At 41.1% G+C, this 15635-nt stretch carries 13 protein-coding genes; 6 read left to right on the top strand and 7 right to left on the bottom strand.

The window, feature by feature from the left end; translation table 11 throughout:
* Positions 1 to 152: 152 nt before the first annotated feature.
* Complete coding sequence (locus DPF90_RS10955; RefSeq protein WP_114786378.1) at positions 153 to 866, top strand: riboflavin synthase subunit alpha; 714 nt, start codon at positions 153 to 155, stop codon at positions 864 to 866.
* Positions 867 to 935: 69 nt separating this feature from the next.
* On the opposite strand, the gene DPF90_RS10950 is transcribed toward DPF90_RS10955, so the two are convergent.
* The gene (locus DPF90_RS10950; RefSeq protein WP_114786377.1) at positions 936 to 1124 is read right to left on the bottom strand and encodes a hypothetical protein; all 189 of its coding nucleotides are present in this window, start codon (positions 1122 to 1124) and stop codon (positions 936 to 938) included.
* A 644-nt stretch (positions 1125 to 1768) separates the two neighbouring features.
* Positions 1769 to 3514: a bifunctional metallophosphatase/5'-nucleotidase gene (locus DPF90_RS10945; RefSeq protein ID WP_114786376.1), complete on the bottom strand. Its 1746-nt coding sequence runs from the start codon at positions 3512 to 3514 to the stop codon at positions 1769 to 1771.
* A 197-nt stretch (positions 3515 to 3711) separates the two neighbouring features.
* On the opposite strand from DPF90_RS10945, the gene DPF90_RS10940 reads away from it, so the two are divergent.
* The gene (locus tag DPF90_RS10940) at positions 3712 to 5343 is read left to right on the top strand and encodes an ATP-dependent endonuclease (RefSeq protein WP_114786375.1); all 1632 of its coding nucleotides are present in this window, start codon (positions 3712 to 3714) and stop codon (positions 5341 to 5343) included.
* Positions 5344 to 5383: 40 nt separating this feature from the next.
* Here DPF90_RS10940 and DPF90_RS10935 read toward each other — a convergent pair whose 3' ends face one another.
* Positions 5384 to 5956, bottom strand: a complete 573-nt coding sequence (locus tag DPF90_RS10935; protein ID WP_114786374.1) for a YceI family protein — start codon at positions 5954 to 5956, stop codon at positions 5384 to 5386.
* Positions 5953 to 6492 carry a cytochrome b gene (locus DPF90_RS10930; protein ID WP_114786373.1) on the bottom strand — a complete coding sequence of 180 codons (540 nt, stop codon included), beginning with the start codon at positions 6490 to 6492 and terminating at the stop codon, positions 5953 to 5955. The genes DPF90_RS10935 and DPF90_RS10930 overlap by 4 nt, the downstream gene beginning before the upstream one ends.
* A gap of 397 nt (positions 6493 to 6889) precedes the next feature.
* On the opposite strand from DPF90_RS10930, the gene DPF90_RS10925 reads away from it, so the two are divergent.
* The gene (locus tag DPF90_RS10925) at positions 6890 to 7525 is read left to right on the top strand and encodes a hypothetical protein (protein WP_114786372.1); all 636 of its coding nucleotides are present in this window, start codon (positions 6890 to 6892) and stop codon (positions 7523 to 7525) included.
* A gap of 259 nt (positions 7526 to 7784) precedes the next feature.
* On the opposite strand, the gene galE is transcribed toward DPF90_RS10925, so the two are convergent.
* Positions 7785 to 8795 carry a UDP-glucose 4-epimerase GalE gene (gene galE / locus DPF90_RS10920; RefSeq protein WP_114786438.1) on the bottom strand — a complete coding sequence of 337 codons (1011 nt, stop codon included), beginning with the start codon at positions 8793 to 8795 and terminating at the stop codon, positions 7785 to 7787.
* Positions 8796 to 9021: 226 nt separating this feature from the next.
* Between galE and DPF90_RS10915 the strand changes: the two genes are divergently transcribed.
* Genes DPF90_RS10915 through DPF90_RS10905 form a run of 3 tightly spaced genes read left to right on the top strand, consistent with a single transcriptional unit; the run spans position 9022 to position 11404 of the window.
* A complete protein-coding gene (locus tag DPF90_RS10915) occupies positions 9022 to 9756 on the top strand; it encodes a 5-oxoprolinase subunit PxpA (protein ID WP_114786437.1) in 735 nt (244 codons plus the stop codon).
* An 11-nt stretch (positions 9757 to 9767) separates the two neighbouring features.
* A complete protein-coding gene (locus DPF90_RS10910) occupies positions 9768 to 10475 on the top strand; it encodes a 5-oxoprolinase subunit B family protein (RefSeq protein ID WP_114786371.1) in 708 nt (235 codons plus the stop codon).
* Positions 10472 to 11404, top strand: a complete 933-nt coding sequence (locus tag DPF90_RS10905) for a 5-oxoprolinase subunit C family protein (protein WP_114786370.1) — start codon at positions 10472 to 10474, stop codon at positions 11402 to 11404. The genes DPF90_RS10910 and DPF90_RS10905 overlap by 4 nt, the downstream gene beginning before the upstream one ends.
* A 90-nt stretch (positions 11405 to 11494) precedes the next feature.
* Here the strand turns inward: DPF90_RS10905 and DPF90_RS10900 are convergent, their stop codons facing one another.
* Both DPF90_RS10900 and DPF90_RS10895 read right to left on the bottom strand, forming a co-directional pair.
* Entirely contained in the window at positions 11495 to 12934 is a 1440-nt protein-coding gene (locus DPF90_RS10900) for an FAD-dependent oxidoreductase (protein ID WP_114786436.1), read from the bottom strand.
* 288 nt (positions 12935 to 13222) lie between these two features.
* On the bottom strand, positions 13223 to 15628 hold the full coding sequence (locus DPF90_RS10895; RefSeq protein ID WP_240314502.1) for an ABC transporter permease: 2406 nt from the start codon (positions 15626 to 15628) through the stop codon (positions 13223 to 13225).
* Positions 15629 to 15635: the final 7 nt, after the last annotated feature.

The following is a 15635-nucleotide window of genomic DNA, read 5'->3' as shown; positions in this document are numbered from 1 at the left end:
AGCCTTAAACCAGCCTCACTTCCCAACTAGGGATAAATCTATTATTCTGCCACAATTCAAACTTGGACTTTACGTTTATTCTATCAATCATAGCGACCAAGGTTTGTCAGAGCCTCTTATACCTTCATAAAAATCAAATCGGAGCAGCACTAATGTTTACAGGAATTATTTCCTCAATCGCCATTATTCAGGACATAGAGGATCACAGTGGGATCCGTACTTTCGACATTGAGTTTGAACAAGGCTTTTGCAATGACCTTCACATAGGAGCGAGTGTAGCTGTCGATGGTGTGTGCTTAACCGTCACCAAGCTGCTCTCGCCGATCAAAGCCTCATTTGATGTAATGCTGCCAAGTATTCGGCTCACCACGCTTGGAAGCTGCAATGCCGGCACAAAGGTAAATGTGGAGCGGGCAGCGAAAGATGGAGCAGAAATTGGAGGTCATCCTCTTTCTGGGCATATTGATGACAAAACTAAGGTCGCTGAAATTGAAGCAATAGAAGATAATTATCGCCTTAGGCTTGAGCTTCCACCATCACTTAAGCCCTATATTTTCCAAAAAGGATACATAGCGATAAATGGTGCTAGCCTTACGGTTTCTGAAGTCGATAAATCAAGCAATTGGTTTGAGGTTTGGCTCATCCCTGAAACTCGCCGCCAAACGACATTTGAAGAAAAAGATCTTGGAGATTATGTCAATATTGAAATTGAACGAGGGACTCAAGTGGTGGTCGATACCATTAGAAACACATTAACTGATGCTCTAGGGCCACTTTTGCCTGAATTTGAACGCTATCTAACGACTAAAAGTAGCAGTATTGATTCCCTGACGAGTAACACAGTCAGGCATATTTCTAAAAAATAAACTCACCAAAATAAAAAGCGCCAACATTACTGCTGGCGCTTAAGTTCACTATCCATAGCACTACTATTGCTATCGATACAGACCTATATCTTTTTGAATATGGCCAGACATGTCACCTGCATAGTACGTATGAGGAGTATTGTCTGTAAAAAGAATATCGAATAGGTGTGCAATCAATCCTTTGAATGAAACCGTATAGGTTTTTTTGTCCATAGAGATGGGTGCTTCAATAGTTCCGATGTGCATTGCTTGAGCCATGATTGCCTCTCTATAAATTGGTTAACTTGTTTCGATGAGTGAATATTAAGCAATAATTTCCTGTTCAAAAAATGACAAATTTTCAGCTTTGACATTAGTTTTTCTAATGAAACAAAGCGTTAACATCGAGTAAAAATAAAATGCACTAAAACTGCAAAATTATGAAGATAAATATAGAGATTATGCATAGAGTGTTTCTGTGACAGTTCGAATAAACTTATGTTCACATTTTATTCACATTAAATATTTTGGCTCGAATTAATCGATACTTACTGTTGAATGAAGAGTTTTTAAATAGTGATTTTTAAACCACCTAAGTGTTACGACCTGACGATCGAATTATGACATGTCTATTACAACTGAAGCGTTACTATTTAAGTATTTTGGAGCAGGAAAATAGAATAGATATATTTATCTATTTCTAAGTGGAAGTACTGAAGAAATGTCGCCTTAGATAAAAAAAGAGACTGAACGGTTTGCGGGGAGAGCCTCCCCACAAACTGACCTTTGGCATTTATATGCCGCCAGACGGGATGAAGTAAACCAGCGCTGACCAAACTCCTACCCAGCTGACTACAACCACGATATCGAACCAATTTCTCTTTAGCATAGGTCCCCCAAGTTAACATTAGCTCAATGTATAACTAGCAACCTTTGTGCCACCAATTTTGCTGTGTCAGTTGAGCTTCATTAAGTTCATTCGGATTATCTTTGAGTAGCTCAATAAAGCATTCCGTCATGGACCAATCTGTAACAATTTCTTCTCCGTCCATATTCAATAAGGCATCGAATCCTTCCTTGCCTTTCATTGTATAAGCTGAGGATGTACCTAGATAATATTTACTATTATCAATTGGTTGCCAGCCTTCCATTGGAGTGTATATTTTAAGTTCAACAATTCTTTTCCCCATCGGCGCTTGGCTTAAATATTTAAAATTAAGGTTGTGTGTATATGGATAAGAACCATCACCAGTCCCCTTAACTCCATTATTCAGCGCATTGTTTATTGCCCCTTCGAGTGCCGCGGCAATATCCTTCCCTTTCACTTTATAAACACCAACAGGGACGGCAAATGGGAGCAGTTTTCCGGCAATATCAGCAACGGAAACATTACCTTGATGCAGTGAGTTCCTTACTCCCCCTGCGTTATGAATAGCGAAGTCCACACTATAACCAAGCTTACTCATCGAATAAGCAAAAGACTTAGCAACAATAGGTGCCAATTCACTTGCACCAAGTTCATCCGGAACTCTGACATGACGCATTGGCCGACCTGCCACAGCAATGAATTGGTTCTGCAATTCTCGCACTCGAGGTAGGTATCTATTATTCAAAATCTCCTGAACCCTAAGATCTTTCTTACAAACAATCACATTAGGGTGATTGTCAATAAATTGACGAGCAAGATTATATGGCGCTTGATCCGTTGCACTCGTCATGCTGGCGTCCAAGAAAACACGCCGACCGAGTAAGAGTTCGTTTTTTCCGGCAAACTTAATAACGTTACCCTTCTTATCAAAGTCAATATCACAATGTCCCATGCTAAGGGAGTGGTAACCTGCTTGAACAATGTAAGTATCATTAACGACCATTCCATAGTCATCGTCTTTTTTAAGCCCCAAAGCGCTGAAGTCACCTTGCAAACGATGGCTATGCCCACCAACGATAATACTTATCCCATCGACCTTTTCGGCCAAATCAAAGTCGGCTTCATAGCCCATATGGCTGAGTAAAATTATCTTGTTGATTCCCTGAGATTTAATTGCCTTAACCGTATTTTTCGCTGTTTGTATTGAATCAGTAAAAGGCGTGTCATGGTCAGGGTTCGATATATCGGACATTTTATCAATCGCTAACGAGAAGATAGCGATTGGCTCTCCCTGAGCATACTTTGTAATCCAACTGGCTGTTCGAGTTTTAGGATCAAATGAATGTACATTTTCACTATCTCGGAGCGTGTATGTTTTGTCTTGCATTTCTCCAGAAAGATCCCAATTGCCCGCGAGTAAAGGAAAATTAATTTGCTTGACGAATTTGGCGACAGGCAGGTTACCCATGTCTAACTCATGATTGCCCAAAGCCATAGCGTCAAGGTTAAGCGCATTAAGCATTTCTGCATTCGCTTCTCCCTTAAACAAAGTGAAATACAAAGTGCCCTGAAAGCAGTCACCCGCATGAAGAAACACCAATTCTCTGGAATCACAAAGAGTAGATTCTAGCTGCTTTTTTCGAGTGGCGATTCTGGCAAAACCCCCTGCGCTAACATAAGGTGATATATCTTTATTTGGCAGACTTATCGATAATTGAAGGGAGGTAGGTTCGAAATGTGAATGGGTATCATTTACGTGCACAAGTCTAATTTTTGACATCTTATTCTTTTTATATTTCATATTTATCTCTCATTTTCGCACACATAATACATGGACACTTATGACAAATTCATTAACTTTCATGTTTTTATTGGTTTACAAAATACATATGGCTAGATTAACGGGATAAATATTTTTAACTTTGTGAACTAACCTTCTGCTTCATAGAGCTTTTTCTATTATGCTCATAAGAAGGATAGATCACTTGGGATCGGTTAATGCTTCTAGAGCGGATAGAAATTTCCGGCTTTCGTGGAATCAAGCGACTTTCCATCGCATTTGAAGAACTCACTACCCTTATTGGAGAAAATACCTGGGGTAAATCATCACTACTGGATGCCCTTGCGGTTGCACTACCACCTAAGGGCACACCCTACCAGTTCGAAATGGCGGACTTTCACGTCGATTACTCTGTTGCTCATCCTCAAACACAACATCTACAAATTGTATTGAGTCTAGTTTCTACTGACAAAAAAGAAATAAATTCCGGTCGTTACCGAAAAGTCAGGCCTGTATGGATTCAAAACGCTCAAGGGACAAACAAAATCATTTATTGTTTGAGTGCGAGTCGAAATGGGCATGAAGTAAAAACGCGATATTCATTTCTGGATAACCAAGGGAACACGCTTCCATTACATCACTCAGAAAAACTTGCTCAAGAACTGATGACCCTTCACCCTGTAATCAGACTGAAAGACTCTCGCCGATTTGAAAGGCCTATAAGCTTTAACGGTGATAATAATGACCGAATCGAAAAGCGAATCAACAATACATGTCGGCGCTTGATGGCGGTTCCCGGCCACGTAAATAAGGGCGAGATGAAAAGCAGCTTAAATTCGATGAATGTATTGGTTGAGCACTATTTTTCATTCAAATCCAACACACGTAAAAACCTTCGCAAACAGAGAGATGGCATTTTCTTTAACAGCTCACCGAACAACAAAAGTATTTCTCAAGTTGTCGAAGAAACTCAAAGCAAACAAACTAGGTTATTGTTTATGGGTTTGCTCAACGCTTACTTGCAAGCAAAAGGGCCGAATAAGTTGCGTCGATGTGCTAGACCATTACTTATTCTTGAAGACCCAGAAGGTCGACTTCACCCGACCCATTTAGCCCGAGCTTGGAGCCTGCTTCAATTATTACCAATGCAAAAAATCCTTACTACTAATAGCGGTGACCTACTCGGACAAGTTCCCCTTAACAGTATCCGCCGTTTGGTGAGGCAGTCTGATAGAACCATAACCACTTACCTTCCCGCTCAAGGTTTCTCCAAAGATGAACTTAGACGAATTGGTTTCCACATAAGATTCCATCGCCCTGGTGCACTTTTCGCTAGGTGCTGGCTTCTAGTAGAAGGGGAAACAGAGGTTTGGTTATTCAATGAGCTTGCCAATCAGTGCGGTTACAACCTCGCAGCTGAAGGTGTACAAATTATCGAGTTCGCACAATCAGGGTTAAAATCCTTGGTGAAAATCGCAAAAGCATTTGGAATTGATTGGCATGTGGTCACCGATGGTGACGCCGCAGGTAAAAAATACGCTTCCGCAGTTAGAGCGCAACTAGACAATGATCAAGAGAGGCATCGCTTAACAGAACTGCCAGATCGAGATATTGAACATTATTTATATAACAATGGTTTCGAGGCGTTTTTTAAAGATATGGTTCGTATACCTTTAGATCATCCAATTCCGCCCAAAAAAGTAGTCACCAGAGTTTTGAAAAAATTTGCGAAACCTGACCTTGCACTTGCTATTGTTTCATACTGCGAAACGAAAGGGATGGATTGCATACCATTATTGATTAGATGGACTTTAAAACGTGTTGTCACGATGGCGAACGGAAATACGTAGAAATATGCCTCTGACAAAATAATCAGAGGCATTTTGCTTGTTACTTTTTGATACCTTCGACATGCAGTTCCATGTCAACATAGCTGGAAGAACCTACTACCGGAATCTTAAAGTCAGCGAGCTCGAGACGAACTTTGCCATCAAAGCCTGCCCTTTCACTACCCCATGGATCTGCTCCAGCTCCAATAAACTGAGCGTCTATTGTGATTGGTTTAGTAACGCCATGAAGTTTTAAATCGCCATTAACCTCGAGCTTACCATCTCCTTTATCGACAACACTTGTGCTTTTAAATGTCGCTGTAGAGAACTTTGATGCATTGATGAAATCGCCGCTACGTATATGTTTGTCTCGCTCTGCATGATTAGAGTCTAGGCTGGTAGTATCAACTGTGACGGATATTTTAGAAGCACTCACATTTTTAGGGTCATAAGAAAAATCACCTTCAAAGTCATTGAATCGACCTTTTATAAAGCTATACTCTAAGTGTTTTACTTTAAAGTTGATCGATGCGTGAGCACCTTTAGTGTCAATAACGTAGTCCGCTGCACTGGCTCCAAATGGCAGCCACATAACGAAAGCCGCTAGTCCAGTAGCGAATACCTTTTTTTTCATTTTAAAGCTCCTATCATCTTACGTAGAGTATTATCTTTGTTTATCACGTGGTGTTTGATCGCAGCCGCAGCATGTGCTCCTGCCATCAGAATAAGCGCCCAAGCACAATAGAAATGTATTTCTCCAGATATATCAGCTTGATTTTCAAACAACGCCCCAAGGCTTGGAACTGAGAACCAATCAAACACGTCAATACTTCGCCCGTCTTCGGTAGAGATTAGGTATCCAGAAATAAATAGTGTCAGCAAGGCTACGTACATCAAAAAATGAACTAGCTTGGCGGCGATAACTTCATACGGCTTGCCTTCAATATCAGGCGAAACTGTTGTTTTCTTCCAAACGATACGAAATATGGTCAGTCCCGCAAGAATTATCCCAATAGACTTATGCCAATGAGGCGCAGTCCTATACCACTCACTGTAGTAACTTAAATCAACCATCCACAGTCCAACTGCAAACATACCGATAACAACAACCGCTGATGTCCAATGGACGGCTCTGGTAACTGGATTGTAGTTTTTAACTTCTGAACTCATAGCTCTTATCCAATAGTAAACGCATCTCTTTATCAACTAGACTATCGTCTAGGTTATTCCTATCACAGATTATTTACCCATCTTTACATTCATAAAATCATCCTGAGTTGATCAAGTTGTTCAAAAAAATTGATGACTAATTTTTGGCCCCGAGTACTGACCCATGTTACCCAGAACTGACATGGTCATAACTGTGATCAAGAAAGACGATAAATGTTTAGTCGATATTGGAGATATAGCAACATAACAAATAACACTCTTTGTAGTGTTGTGACGCAACTTCAATCTTAACCATAAACCTCTAAAAATGTTTAATATTTTTATATCCAAATGTAACTAATTACGAAATTCACGTGCTAACATTTTTGATAGTATCGCAACGTTTTGGAGAATCATCTTGCTGTTGGACTTGTTGATCAAGAGTGTTAATGAGTTTCAAACGGATTGTATGAGGCTCTACCAAAAACATTACCCAAATATTCATAGTGAGGGAATGGATGAGCACCACTTGAGTTTAGCCTTCTCTCGCCGGCTATCCCGTACATTGACGAAATTCGGCCATGACTGTGAATATGTAGCCTTAGGCTCCACTACTCATTTCAACCCTATACATCACTACAGAATCACCTCTGATGTAGGAACAGTATGGGTCTTAGCATCTCATATGGTCACAGGTGGTAACATGTGTAGAAAAACGTTTCTTCAAGCCATAGATCATTGGCAAGGGGAATACTCGTTTGCAATTCAACCTAATGATCTACTTCTACTGATTGGCGATCATTGGTTCTCACGAAATAGACAGAGCAGAGAGCTGATTCATTGGTGGACAGGACAGCTACCGGATGATGTTGAACAATATACAACACAAGGTGTAAAACTATCAGAAGCCGACAGTCTATTAGGTCATCTATTGGAAGATTGTTTCTCCCTGAGTCCATATTTTGTTAAATGCACTCACCCTCTTCAACGTCCAATAGATAAACAAGCCCTTAGAAAATACGTCCAATTGTATTGTGTCGCACAGTTGAGTTAGCGTCGCCAGTAGTTAACCAACTGTTGCTAATATTTTCACTTACAGTCTTACAAGTTAGTCTAATCATATTCAATATCTTCAGCTATCCTAATCGCTAAGGATGCAGAGCTGAAGTAGAAGAGCTAGAAGGGTAACTATTACTTACAAAGGATAAAAATTGAGTAAACTCAATAGTAAGAGACAGCCCGTATCGTATTGTAACTCCCGAAGCTAATCGCTTAGGTCCGGGAGGAGTAATTAGACAGCTGCCTTCATATGACTAAGGGTAACCTTCGGGATTACTCGACTGCCATCTCCATGTATCTGTCGTCATTTGTTCTAGAGTCCTCTCAGCTTTCCAATCAAGTTCTTGTATTGCTTTTGATGGGTCAGCCCAACACTCCGCGATATCACCAGGCCTTCTTGGCGCAATTTTGTATGGCACCTGTTTTCCCGATGCTTTTTCAAAGGCAGCCACCATTTCCAAAACACTGTAGCCATTACCCGTACCTAAATTAAAAACATGAAGCCCCTGTTTGTCCCCTACTTTCTTCAGCGCAGCAACATGGCCATCTGATAAGTCCATGACATGTATATAATCACGTACACCCGTTCCATCAGACGTTGGGTAATCATCACCAAATACAGATAAATACTCCCTTCTCCCTACAGCAACCTGTGAAACAAATGGCATTAGGTTGTTCGGTATACCCGATGGGTCTTCTCCTAAATCGCCTGACGGATGAGATCCTACGGGGTTAAAATAGCGCAGTAAGGTGATGCTCCAATCTGGATTCGCTTTCTCAAAATCTGTGAGGCATTCTTCCACCATGAGTTTGCTGCGACCATAAGGGTTTGTTGCGCTAGTTGGAAAGTCTTCCGTAATAGGCACGGACGCAGGATCACCATAAACAGTTGCAGACGAAGAAAAGACCAAACACTTGACACCAACTTGACGCATTGCATCTACTAGAACCAAGGTGCCATTAACATTGTTGTCATAATACTCGAGTGGTTTCTCTACCGATTCACCCACAGCTTTAAGCCCTGCAAAGTGAATAACCGCTCCAATATTTTGCTCCTTCAGCACCTTAACTAAGTTTTCTTTATCTCGTACATCACCTTCAATAAACAAAGGCTCAACACCTGTAACTTTCGCAATGCGCTCAAGCACAGACTTTTTACTGTTGTACAAATTGTCCAGAATTATCGGTGTCATGCCTGCTTCTAACATTTGAATGCAGGTATGGCTACCAATATAACCTAACCCACCAGTGACTAATACATTCATAGTAATAACCTTGTCATTATTTTCAATCACATAGTAAAGGATGTTTAATACGAAATATAGTGTATCTTTTTGCGCATCACCTACAATATATCTCTCAAAACTAAACTTAAAATAAGCTATCACAACACTGAAAATTACGTTTTGATTACAAAAATCATGAAAAAGTCACTGATTGTCTGTTATTTTTATAACATATTGAATATGCATGACTATTGGGATCTACTCGATGACAAAACGAACTATAACTCTCAATTGCGATATGGGTGAGAGTTTCGGGATGTGGGAAATGGGCAATGATGAAGCTGTTATGCCATGGGTCGATATGGCGAATCTAGCCTGTGGTTTTCATGCATCTGACCCAGATATTATGCTCAATACGATCAAGCTTGCAATCAAGCACGACACTCAAATAGGTGCTCATCCAAGCTATCCCGACTTACAAGGCTTCGGTAGACGTAAGTTAGATATGGATAAAGATTCAATTACAAACATGGTTATCTATCAAGTTGGTGCTCTGAAAGCACTGGCTGAAAGTCAAAACACTCAGATTAGTTACGTAAAGCCGCATGGCGCTTTGTATAATAGTATGTTGCGTGATTTAACTATTTTTGACGCTGTGGCTGATGCTGTGGCTTGCTTTGGAGTCCCACTTATGACTTTAGCCATGAGTGACAATGGAAAGCTTCTCGACATTGCCGATAAGTATGAATTACCTTTGTTATTTGAGGCATTTGCAGACAGAGCGTATTTATCGAATGGCGAACTTGCCCCTCGCTCACTGTCAGGTTCGGTGCTATCCCAAGAAGAAGAGATTCTCGATCAAGTCAAACAAATCGCTCAGTACGGAAAAGTTCGAACCATAGATGGATGTCTAATCCCAATAGAGGCTGATACTATCTGCGTGCACGGTGACAATGAACAAGCTATTGGAATGATTCATAAAATTAGAGATGCTCTTTGAGGAGGCTAAAGGTGAATATAGAAACCTCTGTTGACCCTGTAGCAGAATGCTCAATACTCATTCGCTTTGAGGCCGAGTGTAGTCATAAACTTTCTCTATTAATTGGTGAGATAAGCAGGTATCTTTCCAATCAGCTTGGCGCCATTATTATGAATGTTACGCCATCAATGGACTCTATATTGATTGATTACCTTCCCCATCGAGTCTCTATTTTTGAATTTATACCTTATTTAGAAAAACTGGTTAAAGAGGCCATTAAAGCCCTTCCGGATAATATCAACACTCAAGTAGTCGAGCTTCCCGTATACTATCATCAAGACGTGGGTCCTGAGATTAGTCTGTATCAAGCTAAAGGTCTGAGCTTAGACGATATAATTGGGTTACATACTAAGGAGGAATATACGGTATGCGCAATTGGTTTTGCTCCCGGTTTCGCCTTCCTCTCCTCAATAACTGAAGCGCTTCGTTTGCCGCGTAAATCCACCCCTCGAGTCAAATTACCAAAAGGAAGTGTAGGAATAGCCAATAACAACACAGCGGTTTACCCATCGGACTCACCGGGGGGGTGGAACATAATAGGAAACTGCCCAATAGATTTATACACGCCTGATAAATCAAATGTTCTGCCTTTCTCTATAGGAACAAAGGTACGCTTTAAGTCAATTACTAACGACGAATTTCTTCATCTTGGTGGACGCATTACGAGGGGGTGGCAGTGACTAATATTTGTGCGATCACAGCCGTTAAGCCAGGCCAACAAACGCTTATTCAAGACTTTGGACGTTTCGGACTTGCTCATTTTGGAATTACTCAAGGTGGCCCCGTAGATGATTATGCTTATAGCTGGGCAAATCATTTGCTTGGTAATCATACTAATTGCCCATCATTGGAAATTACGTTGGGACAAGCAGAGTTTTTCATTCACTCAAACTGTGAAATGGCAATCGCAGGTGGTGACTTGAATGCTAAATTAGATGGTCAACATATAGATAATTGGTCTACTTTTATCGCAGGCCAAGGGCAAACTCTCTCCTTTGCTCTACCTAAAAATGGGCTACGAAGCTATTTAGCGGTGAAAGGTGGGTTTAAAGTACCCGTTCATTTGGGGAGTACGGCGACAGTCATGCGTGATCAGCTTGGCGGTATCAAGAATGGAAAACCGGTCAACTCTGGGGATATCATTCATTTTGAGCCGCATGAAGTGACAGCTAAAACCAAACAGATGACCTTTAGATACAAACCCGACTATAACTTACCTCTTGAGCTGAGAGTAATTGAAGGCTATCAAGCAAACGACTTTTCAACGGACGCATTAAATTCTTTATACAGTCAGACATTTTGCGTCAGTAAACTGGTTGATAGGATGGGATATAGGTTGTGTGATGGTTATGTAGCCCCGCCACAAAGAGAATATCTGAGTGAAGGTATTGCACTAGGTGCAATTCAGATAACTCCAGATGGTGAACCCATTGTATTACTTAACGACAGACAGACAATAGGCGGTTATCCAAAAGTAGGCTGCGTCGCCCGTATAGACCTCCCCAGACTAGCACAATCAAAGCCAGGGCAAAAAGTTAGGTTTGTAAGAGGAGATCTACTTGGCCTACAAGAAGTTTGGTGCCAATGGGCAAGATTTTTTGGTTACTAATATGCACGAGAGTGGGGTCACCATTTTGAATAACGGAGTGCCTTGCCAACAGTGCATGGATTCATCAAATCAGCTGATACTCGGATTAGTTTAATTGCCATATATAACTGCGAGTTCAACAGGATAATTGCGCTGTATCGCAAGCTCTTCTGCTTTTAGTTCTACCTCACGAGCAGTGAGTGACATGCTAAGCGGATGAAGAGATTCTATGCTAGAAACCCCGTAGTTAAATAACTTCCAATTATCAGCGATTCTCATAGCGGCTTCAAGAGCTGAAGAGCCCTTCACTACCTCAACTCTTGCATAGTTTTGTCCTTCAAAGGAGACATCCGCAGCACGAAGAGTTTGATCAGTACCGGGGATTTGTTGCGCTCCAAATAGAGGGATACCAAGTTGATGTGCCGATTTATAGCTAGGGATAAACTTCGCCATATGATCAATAGCACGGTAAGTTCTTTCTAACGCCATGGATTTATCCCAACCGGAGTAGAGTTTCTTGGTAAGTCTTTGAGGCAACTGAGGTTGAGAACTCATACTGTTAGATGATACAAGTCCGTCGCTAAATAAAGTGATGTCCTCTGTCATTCCATGTAATTGAAAAACACCACCTGCGTATGGCGTGAGCTGTGCCATACCATTTGGCGTGCCTCTAGGGCCATGGAAAACCACTTCGGGCCAAAGCTCATTACATTCGTCCCAACATGTCACATAGGCGGCTTTAAATTCAACCAATCTCTCACGCGGTGCGAGCGCTAAATCATCAATCTTACCCGTTTCGTAGCCGCATGCATTAATTAAATAGTCAGCATCTATATGGATTTTTTTACCTTCAACATGTAAGCATTCCAATTGCCAACCCTTACCATGTTGGTTCAAACCAACAACTTGTGTGTCGGTATATAGTTGGCAATTGTCCAATGACTCTAAGACAATGGTTGCCGACGACGCCACACGAAATGCACTCCAACCATATTCTTGTACGGCTATCACCGGAAACTGCAAGGAGTCAATATCTACAGACTTGGCAAAAGGAATTATCCAATCATCAAAAGACCTAGGTTGATTACTCTGATTAAGTTTTGCCACTCGTTGAAGGTCATCATAACTATACAATTTATAATAATCTGCTGGCAAGCCAAGGACTTGATTTCTGTTGTCCGCATCGACCAACTTCTGATAACAAGATTTGATTGTCTCTAAGCGCTCAATGAGGTCGTGTGGATTCCCACTATCACTTTTAGGCACAGCGATAACGGTAGGACGACGATTGATTGTATGAGGATATAGCCGTACAGAGTCGATAGATTGCTTTAGTAATTCTATACACTGATCGGCCGAGATATCTCTGTATAAGTTTCCTCCAGCATGCAAATGACAAATTGGAGGACCACTAACTAACGAGGGAGACTTTTCAACCAGCACAACGTTCAAGCCTATCTCAGCCAGATGCAAAGCTGACGTAGAACCAGCAATACCACCTCCGATGATTGCTATGGTAGGCCTATCCGATTTTTTGTTTTCTTCTAACATATGTGCTGCTAATTTGCTCATTGTCAGTACATTTTACTGAGTTTATTCAGTGAAAAAAATCACATTTTTTAAAGGGGATAAATGAACTAATTTCAAGTAAAAAAAATCAAAAAAGCACTTGACTAATATCTCATGAAAAACATAAAAATCAGTACTGTGAATAACAAAACATCCCTATACATTATGCCAACAGGCTTCAAGAGCAATACTAAGTTATCTACAGGCTAAGTTATCCCAAAGTTTATCCACCGTTTTTGTGGATAACTGGATAACTTAGCATATACAAACCTAACCAAATTCTTTATTTGTGGGGGCTAACAGCTGATTGAGTAAACTATTTATTACCAAGACAAGTGTGCAAAAAGTTAATGATGGCAGCACCAACCACATAACAAAGTGAGGACTTGGCGAGAGGTCGAAGCCGAATGAAACCACACCTGCGACCACTAACTCAGCCCCAAGTACGGCAATCAAACCTGCTATGATTGCCAGTAATCCATACTCAGCCCAAATGGTTCTCATAACTCGCCTCTTACTAGCACCCAAAGTTCTGTATAGTCTTATTTCTTCTTGTCTTTGGCTCAAACTAAGACGAAGAAGTGTAAAGATCAGCAATACACCAGCAACAACACCCAGTGCTGCGAGAAGAGTGATTGACCATACCATCTGCTCGAGCAGTTGCTGAATTTTTGCGCCCATTTGTCGAATATCCATCAAGCTTACCGTCGGATAATTTCTTGATAAGCCATTAAGAAATAGATCTTGATCGCTTTCAACTCGAAAGCTCACCAAGTAAGTAGCTGAGATATCTTTAAGCACGTCAGGGGTAAAGATGAAGTAAAAATTGGGCTTCATGTCCCGCCACTCAACCTCACGTATGCTGTTAACTTCAGCTATAACCACTTGGCCATTAATGACGAACTCTAGGCTATCCCCTATTTCTAAGTTCAAGTCTTTAGCTACATCGGACTCAACCGATACTCCCTTTTGTGTCGTCCAACTGCCTTGGAGTAAAAGATTATGACCTGGAACCTCAGTAGCATAGGTGAAATTTATCTCTCGGCGTAGAACATCTGTGCCTTCTCTACCTTGAGCGACTTTTTTTGCTTCGTGACCGTTTATTTTACTTAATCGACCTCTGATAATAGGGTACGCATCGGATCTTTCGACATTATTATTATCAAGAGCATTGAGATACGCGTCTTTTTCATAGGGAGCAATATTAAGTGCGAATGCATTGGGAGCATCCACAGGAACTGTCCTTTGCCAATCCGATAGCAAATCACTCCGCACTAACCAAATGACCGAAAGCAGCATCAGTGACAGCGCAAGCGCACCAAACTGTAAGCCTGTTGCTATTGGCGAACGATTCATTCTACTCAAAGCTAGCTTAAAAGACGTCGGCAATCTGAGACTCGTCAGTAATCTCATCATAAAAACGCTGACAAACGCGAGCAATATGAGTAGTGACACAACTCCTCCTAAAACTACCCATATTAGTGTGTTGTCTCTATAGACCCATACCATGGGTATTATGGGGACTAACAGCAACCATAAAGTCCAATAACTCCTGTTTGTGTCATCTTTAGGTTGCATTACCTCCAATGCATTGATGTTCAATAGTCTTTGTAGAGGAATTCCAAGTGCCGGTATGCAGATCAAAACACTAGTCAAAACGGAGATAAATAGAGGGCTGAGTCCATAGCTTGGAAGAGGGGTTGGTAAAACATCAACCAAGGGGATACGAAGAAAGTACTCAAGTGCAACCCCTACACATACGCCTGCAATGATCGCTCCTGAAAACAAAATCAAGATTTGAATTGAGATCCAGCGAATAAGCCAAACTTTACTTGCACCCAAACTCTTTAACATAGCAATAGTTTTGCGCCGAGATTCAACATAATGCTGGCAAGTAAATACTAATATTGTTGCAGCCATTAGAACCACAATCACAACAGTTAAAGACAAGTATTGCTCAGTGCGTTGAAATACCTCATTGGTTCGACTAGCGGTATTCTGATCCTTCCACCTATCACTTGGGGTCAAAGTCAGATTTTGCTTAATAGACTCAATTGATGAATCTTGAGCACTAATAAAGAGACTAAAGCGAACTCTACTCCCTAGTTGAATAGCTCCTGTTTTATCAAGATCTGAGCTGTGTATATATACTGAAGGCATTTGCTGAAATGGGTTAAAGCTCAATCCTGGTTCTTCAACAACACGCCCTGTCACTTGAAAGTCTGCATCACCTATAGTGACATTGTCACCTATAGATATATCTAGAATAGTAAACAACCGCTCATCTAGCCATAACTCTCTCGGATGTACACTCGATCGTGTACCCTCGTTGTCAGCCAGAACAAGATTGCCACGAAGTGGATAACGACTATCGACTGACTTAACCATGACCAACTTCATGTTTTTATCGCTAAACGCCATGGTTGCAAAACGGGTTTGCAATGAGGTAGAAATATCAGGTGAACTGGTGAGCTCGTAAAGTCTCTCAGGGATAGGATTAGAAGACACAAAAACAGTATCGGCTGTTAGAGCTTCCTTTCCCTGCTTAACAACAGCTTGCTCAACTCTTTCGGCAAGAGCCGTTATTGCAAATATGCAGGCAATAATTAGCGTAATAGCAACTGAGATTGGCCATAAGTGAGCGTTGCGTATCTCACTGAAGCTCCACGAAACCATTCTGCTG

The organism is Vibrio tetraodonis, assembly GCF_003350295.1.
GTDB classification, from domain to species: Bacteria; Pseudomonadota; Gammaproteobacteria; order Enterobacterales; family Vibrionaceae; genus Vibrio; species Vibrio tetraodonis.
The sequence above is the reverse complement of the archived record's forward strand: the minus strand, read 5'-3'. Positions and strand labels throughout refer to the sequence as shown.

Coding starts and splice junctions, on each gene's coding strand:
- DPF90_RS10915 (WP_114786437.1), top strand. CDS start 9,022: ATGACAAAACGAACTATAACTCTCAATTGCGATATGGGTGAGAGTTTC.
- DPF90_RS10900 (WP_114786436.1), bottom strand. CDS start 12,934: ATGTTAGAAGAAAACAAAAAATCGGATAGGCCTACCATAGCAATCATC.
- DPF90_RS10935 (WP_114786374.1), bottom strand. CDS start 5,956: ATGAAAAAAAAGGTATTCGCTACTGGACTAGCGGCTTTCGTTATGTGG.
- DPF90_RS10895 (WP_240314502.1), bottom strand. CDS start 15,628: ATGGTTTCGTGGAGCTTCAGTGAGATACGCAACGCTCACTTATGGCCA.
- DPF90_RS10940 (WP_114786375.1), top strand. CDS start 3,712: ATGCTTCTAGAGCGGATAGAAATTTCCGGCTTTCGTGGAATCAAGCGA.
- DPF90_RS10945 (WP_114786376.1), bottom strand. CDS start 3,514: ATGAAATATAAAAAGAATAAGATGTCAAAAATTAGACTTGTGCACGTA.
- DPF90_RS10955 (WP_114786378.1), top strand. CDS start 153: ATGTTTACAGGAATTATTTCCTCAATCGCCATTATTCAGGACATAGAG.
- galE (WP_114786438.1), bottom strand. CDS start 8,795: ATGAATGTATTAGTCACTGGTGGGTTAGGTTATATTGGTAGCCATACC.
- DPF90_RS10930 (WP_114786373.1), bottom strand. CDS start 6,492: ATGAGTTCAGAAGTTAAAAACTACAATCCAGTTACCAGAGCCGTCCAT.
- DPF90_RS10950 (WP_114786377.1), bottom strand. CDS start 1,124: ATGGCTCAAGCAATGCACATCGGAACTATTGAAGCACCCATCTCTATG.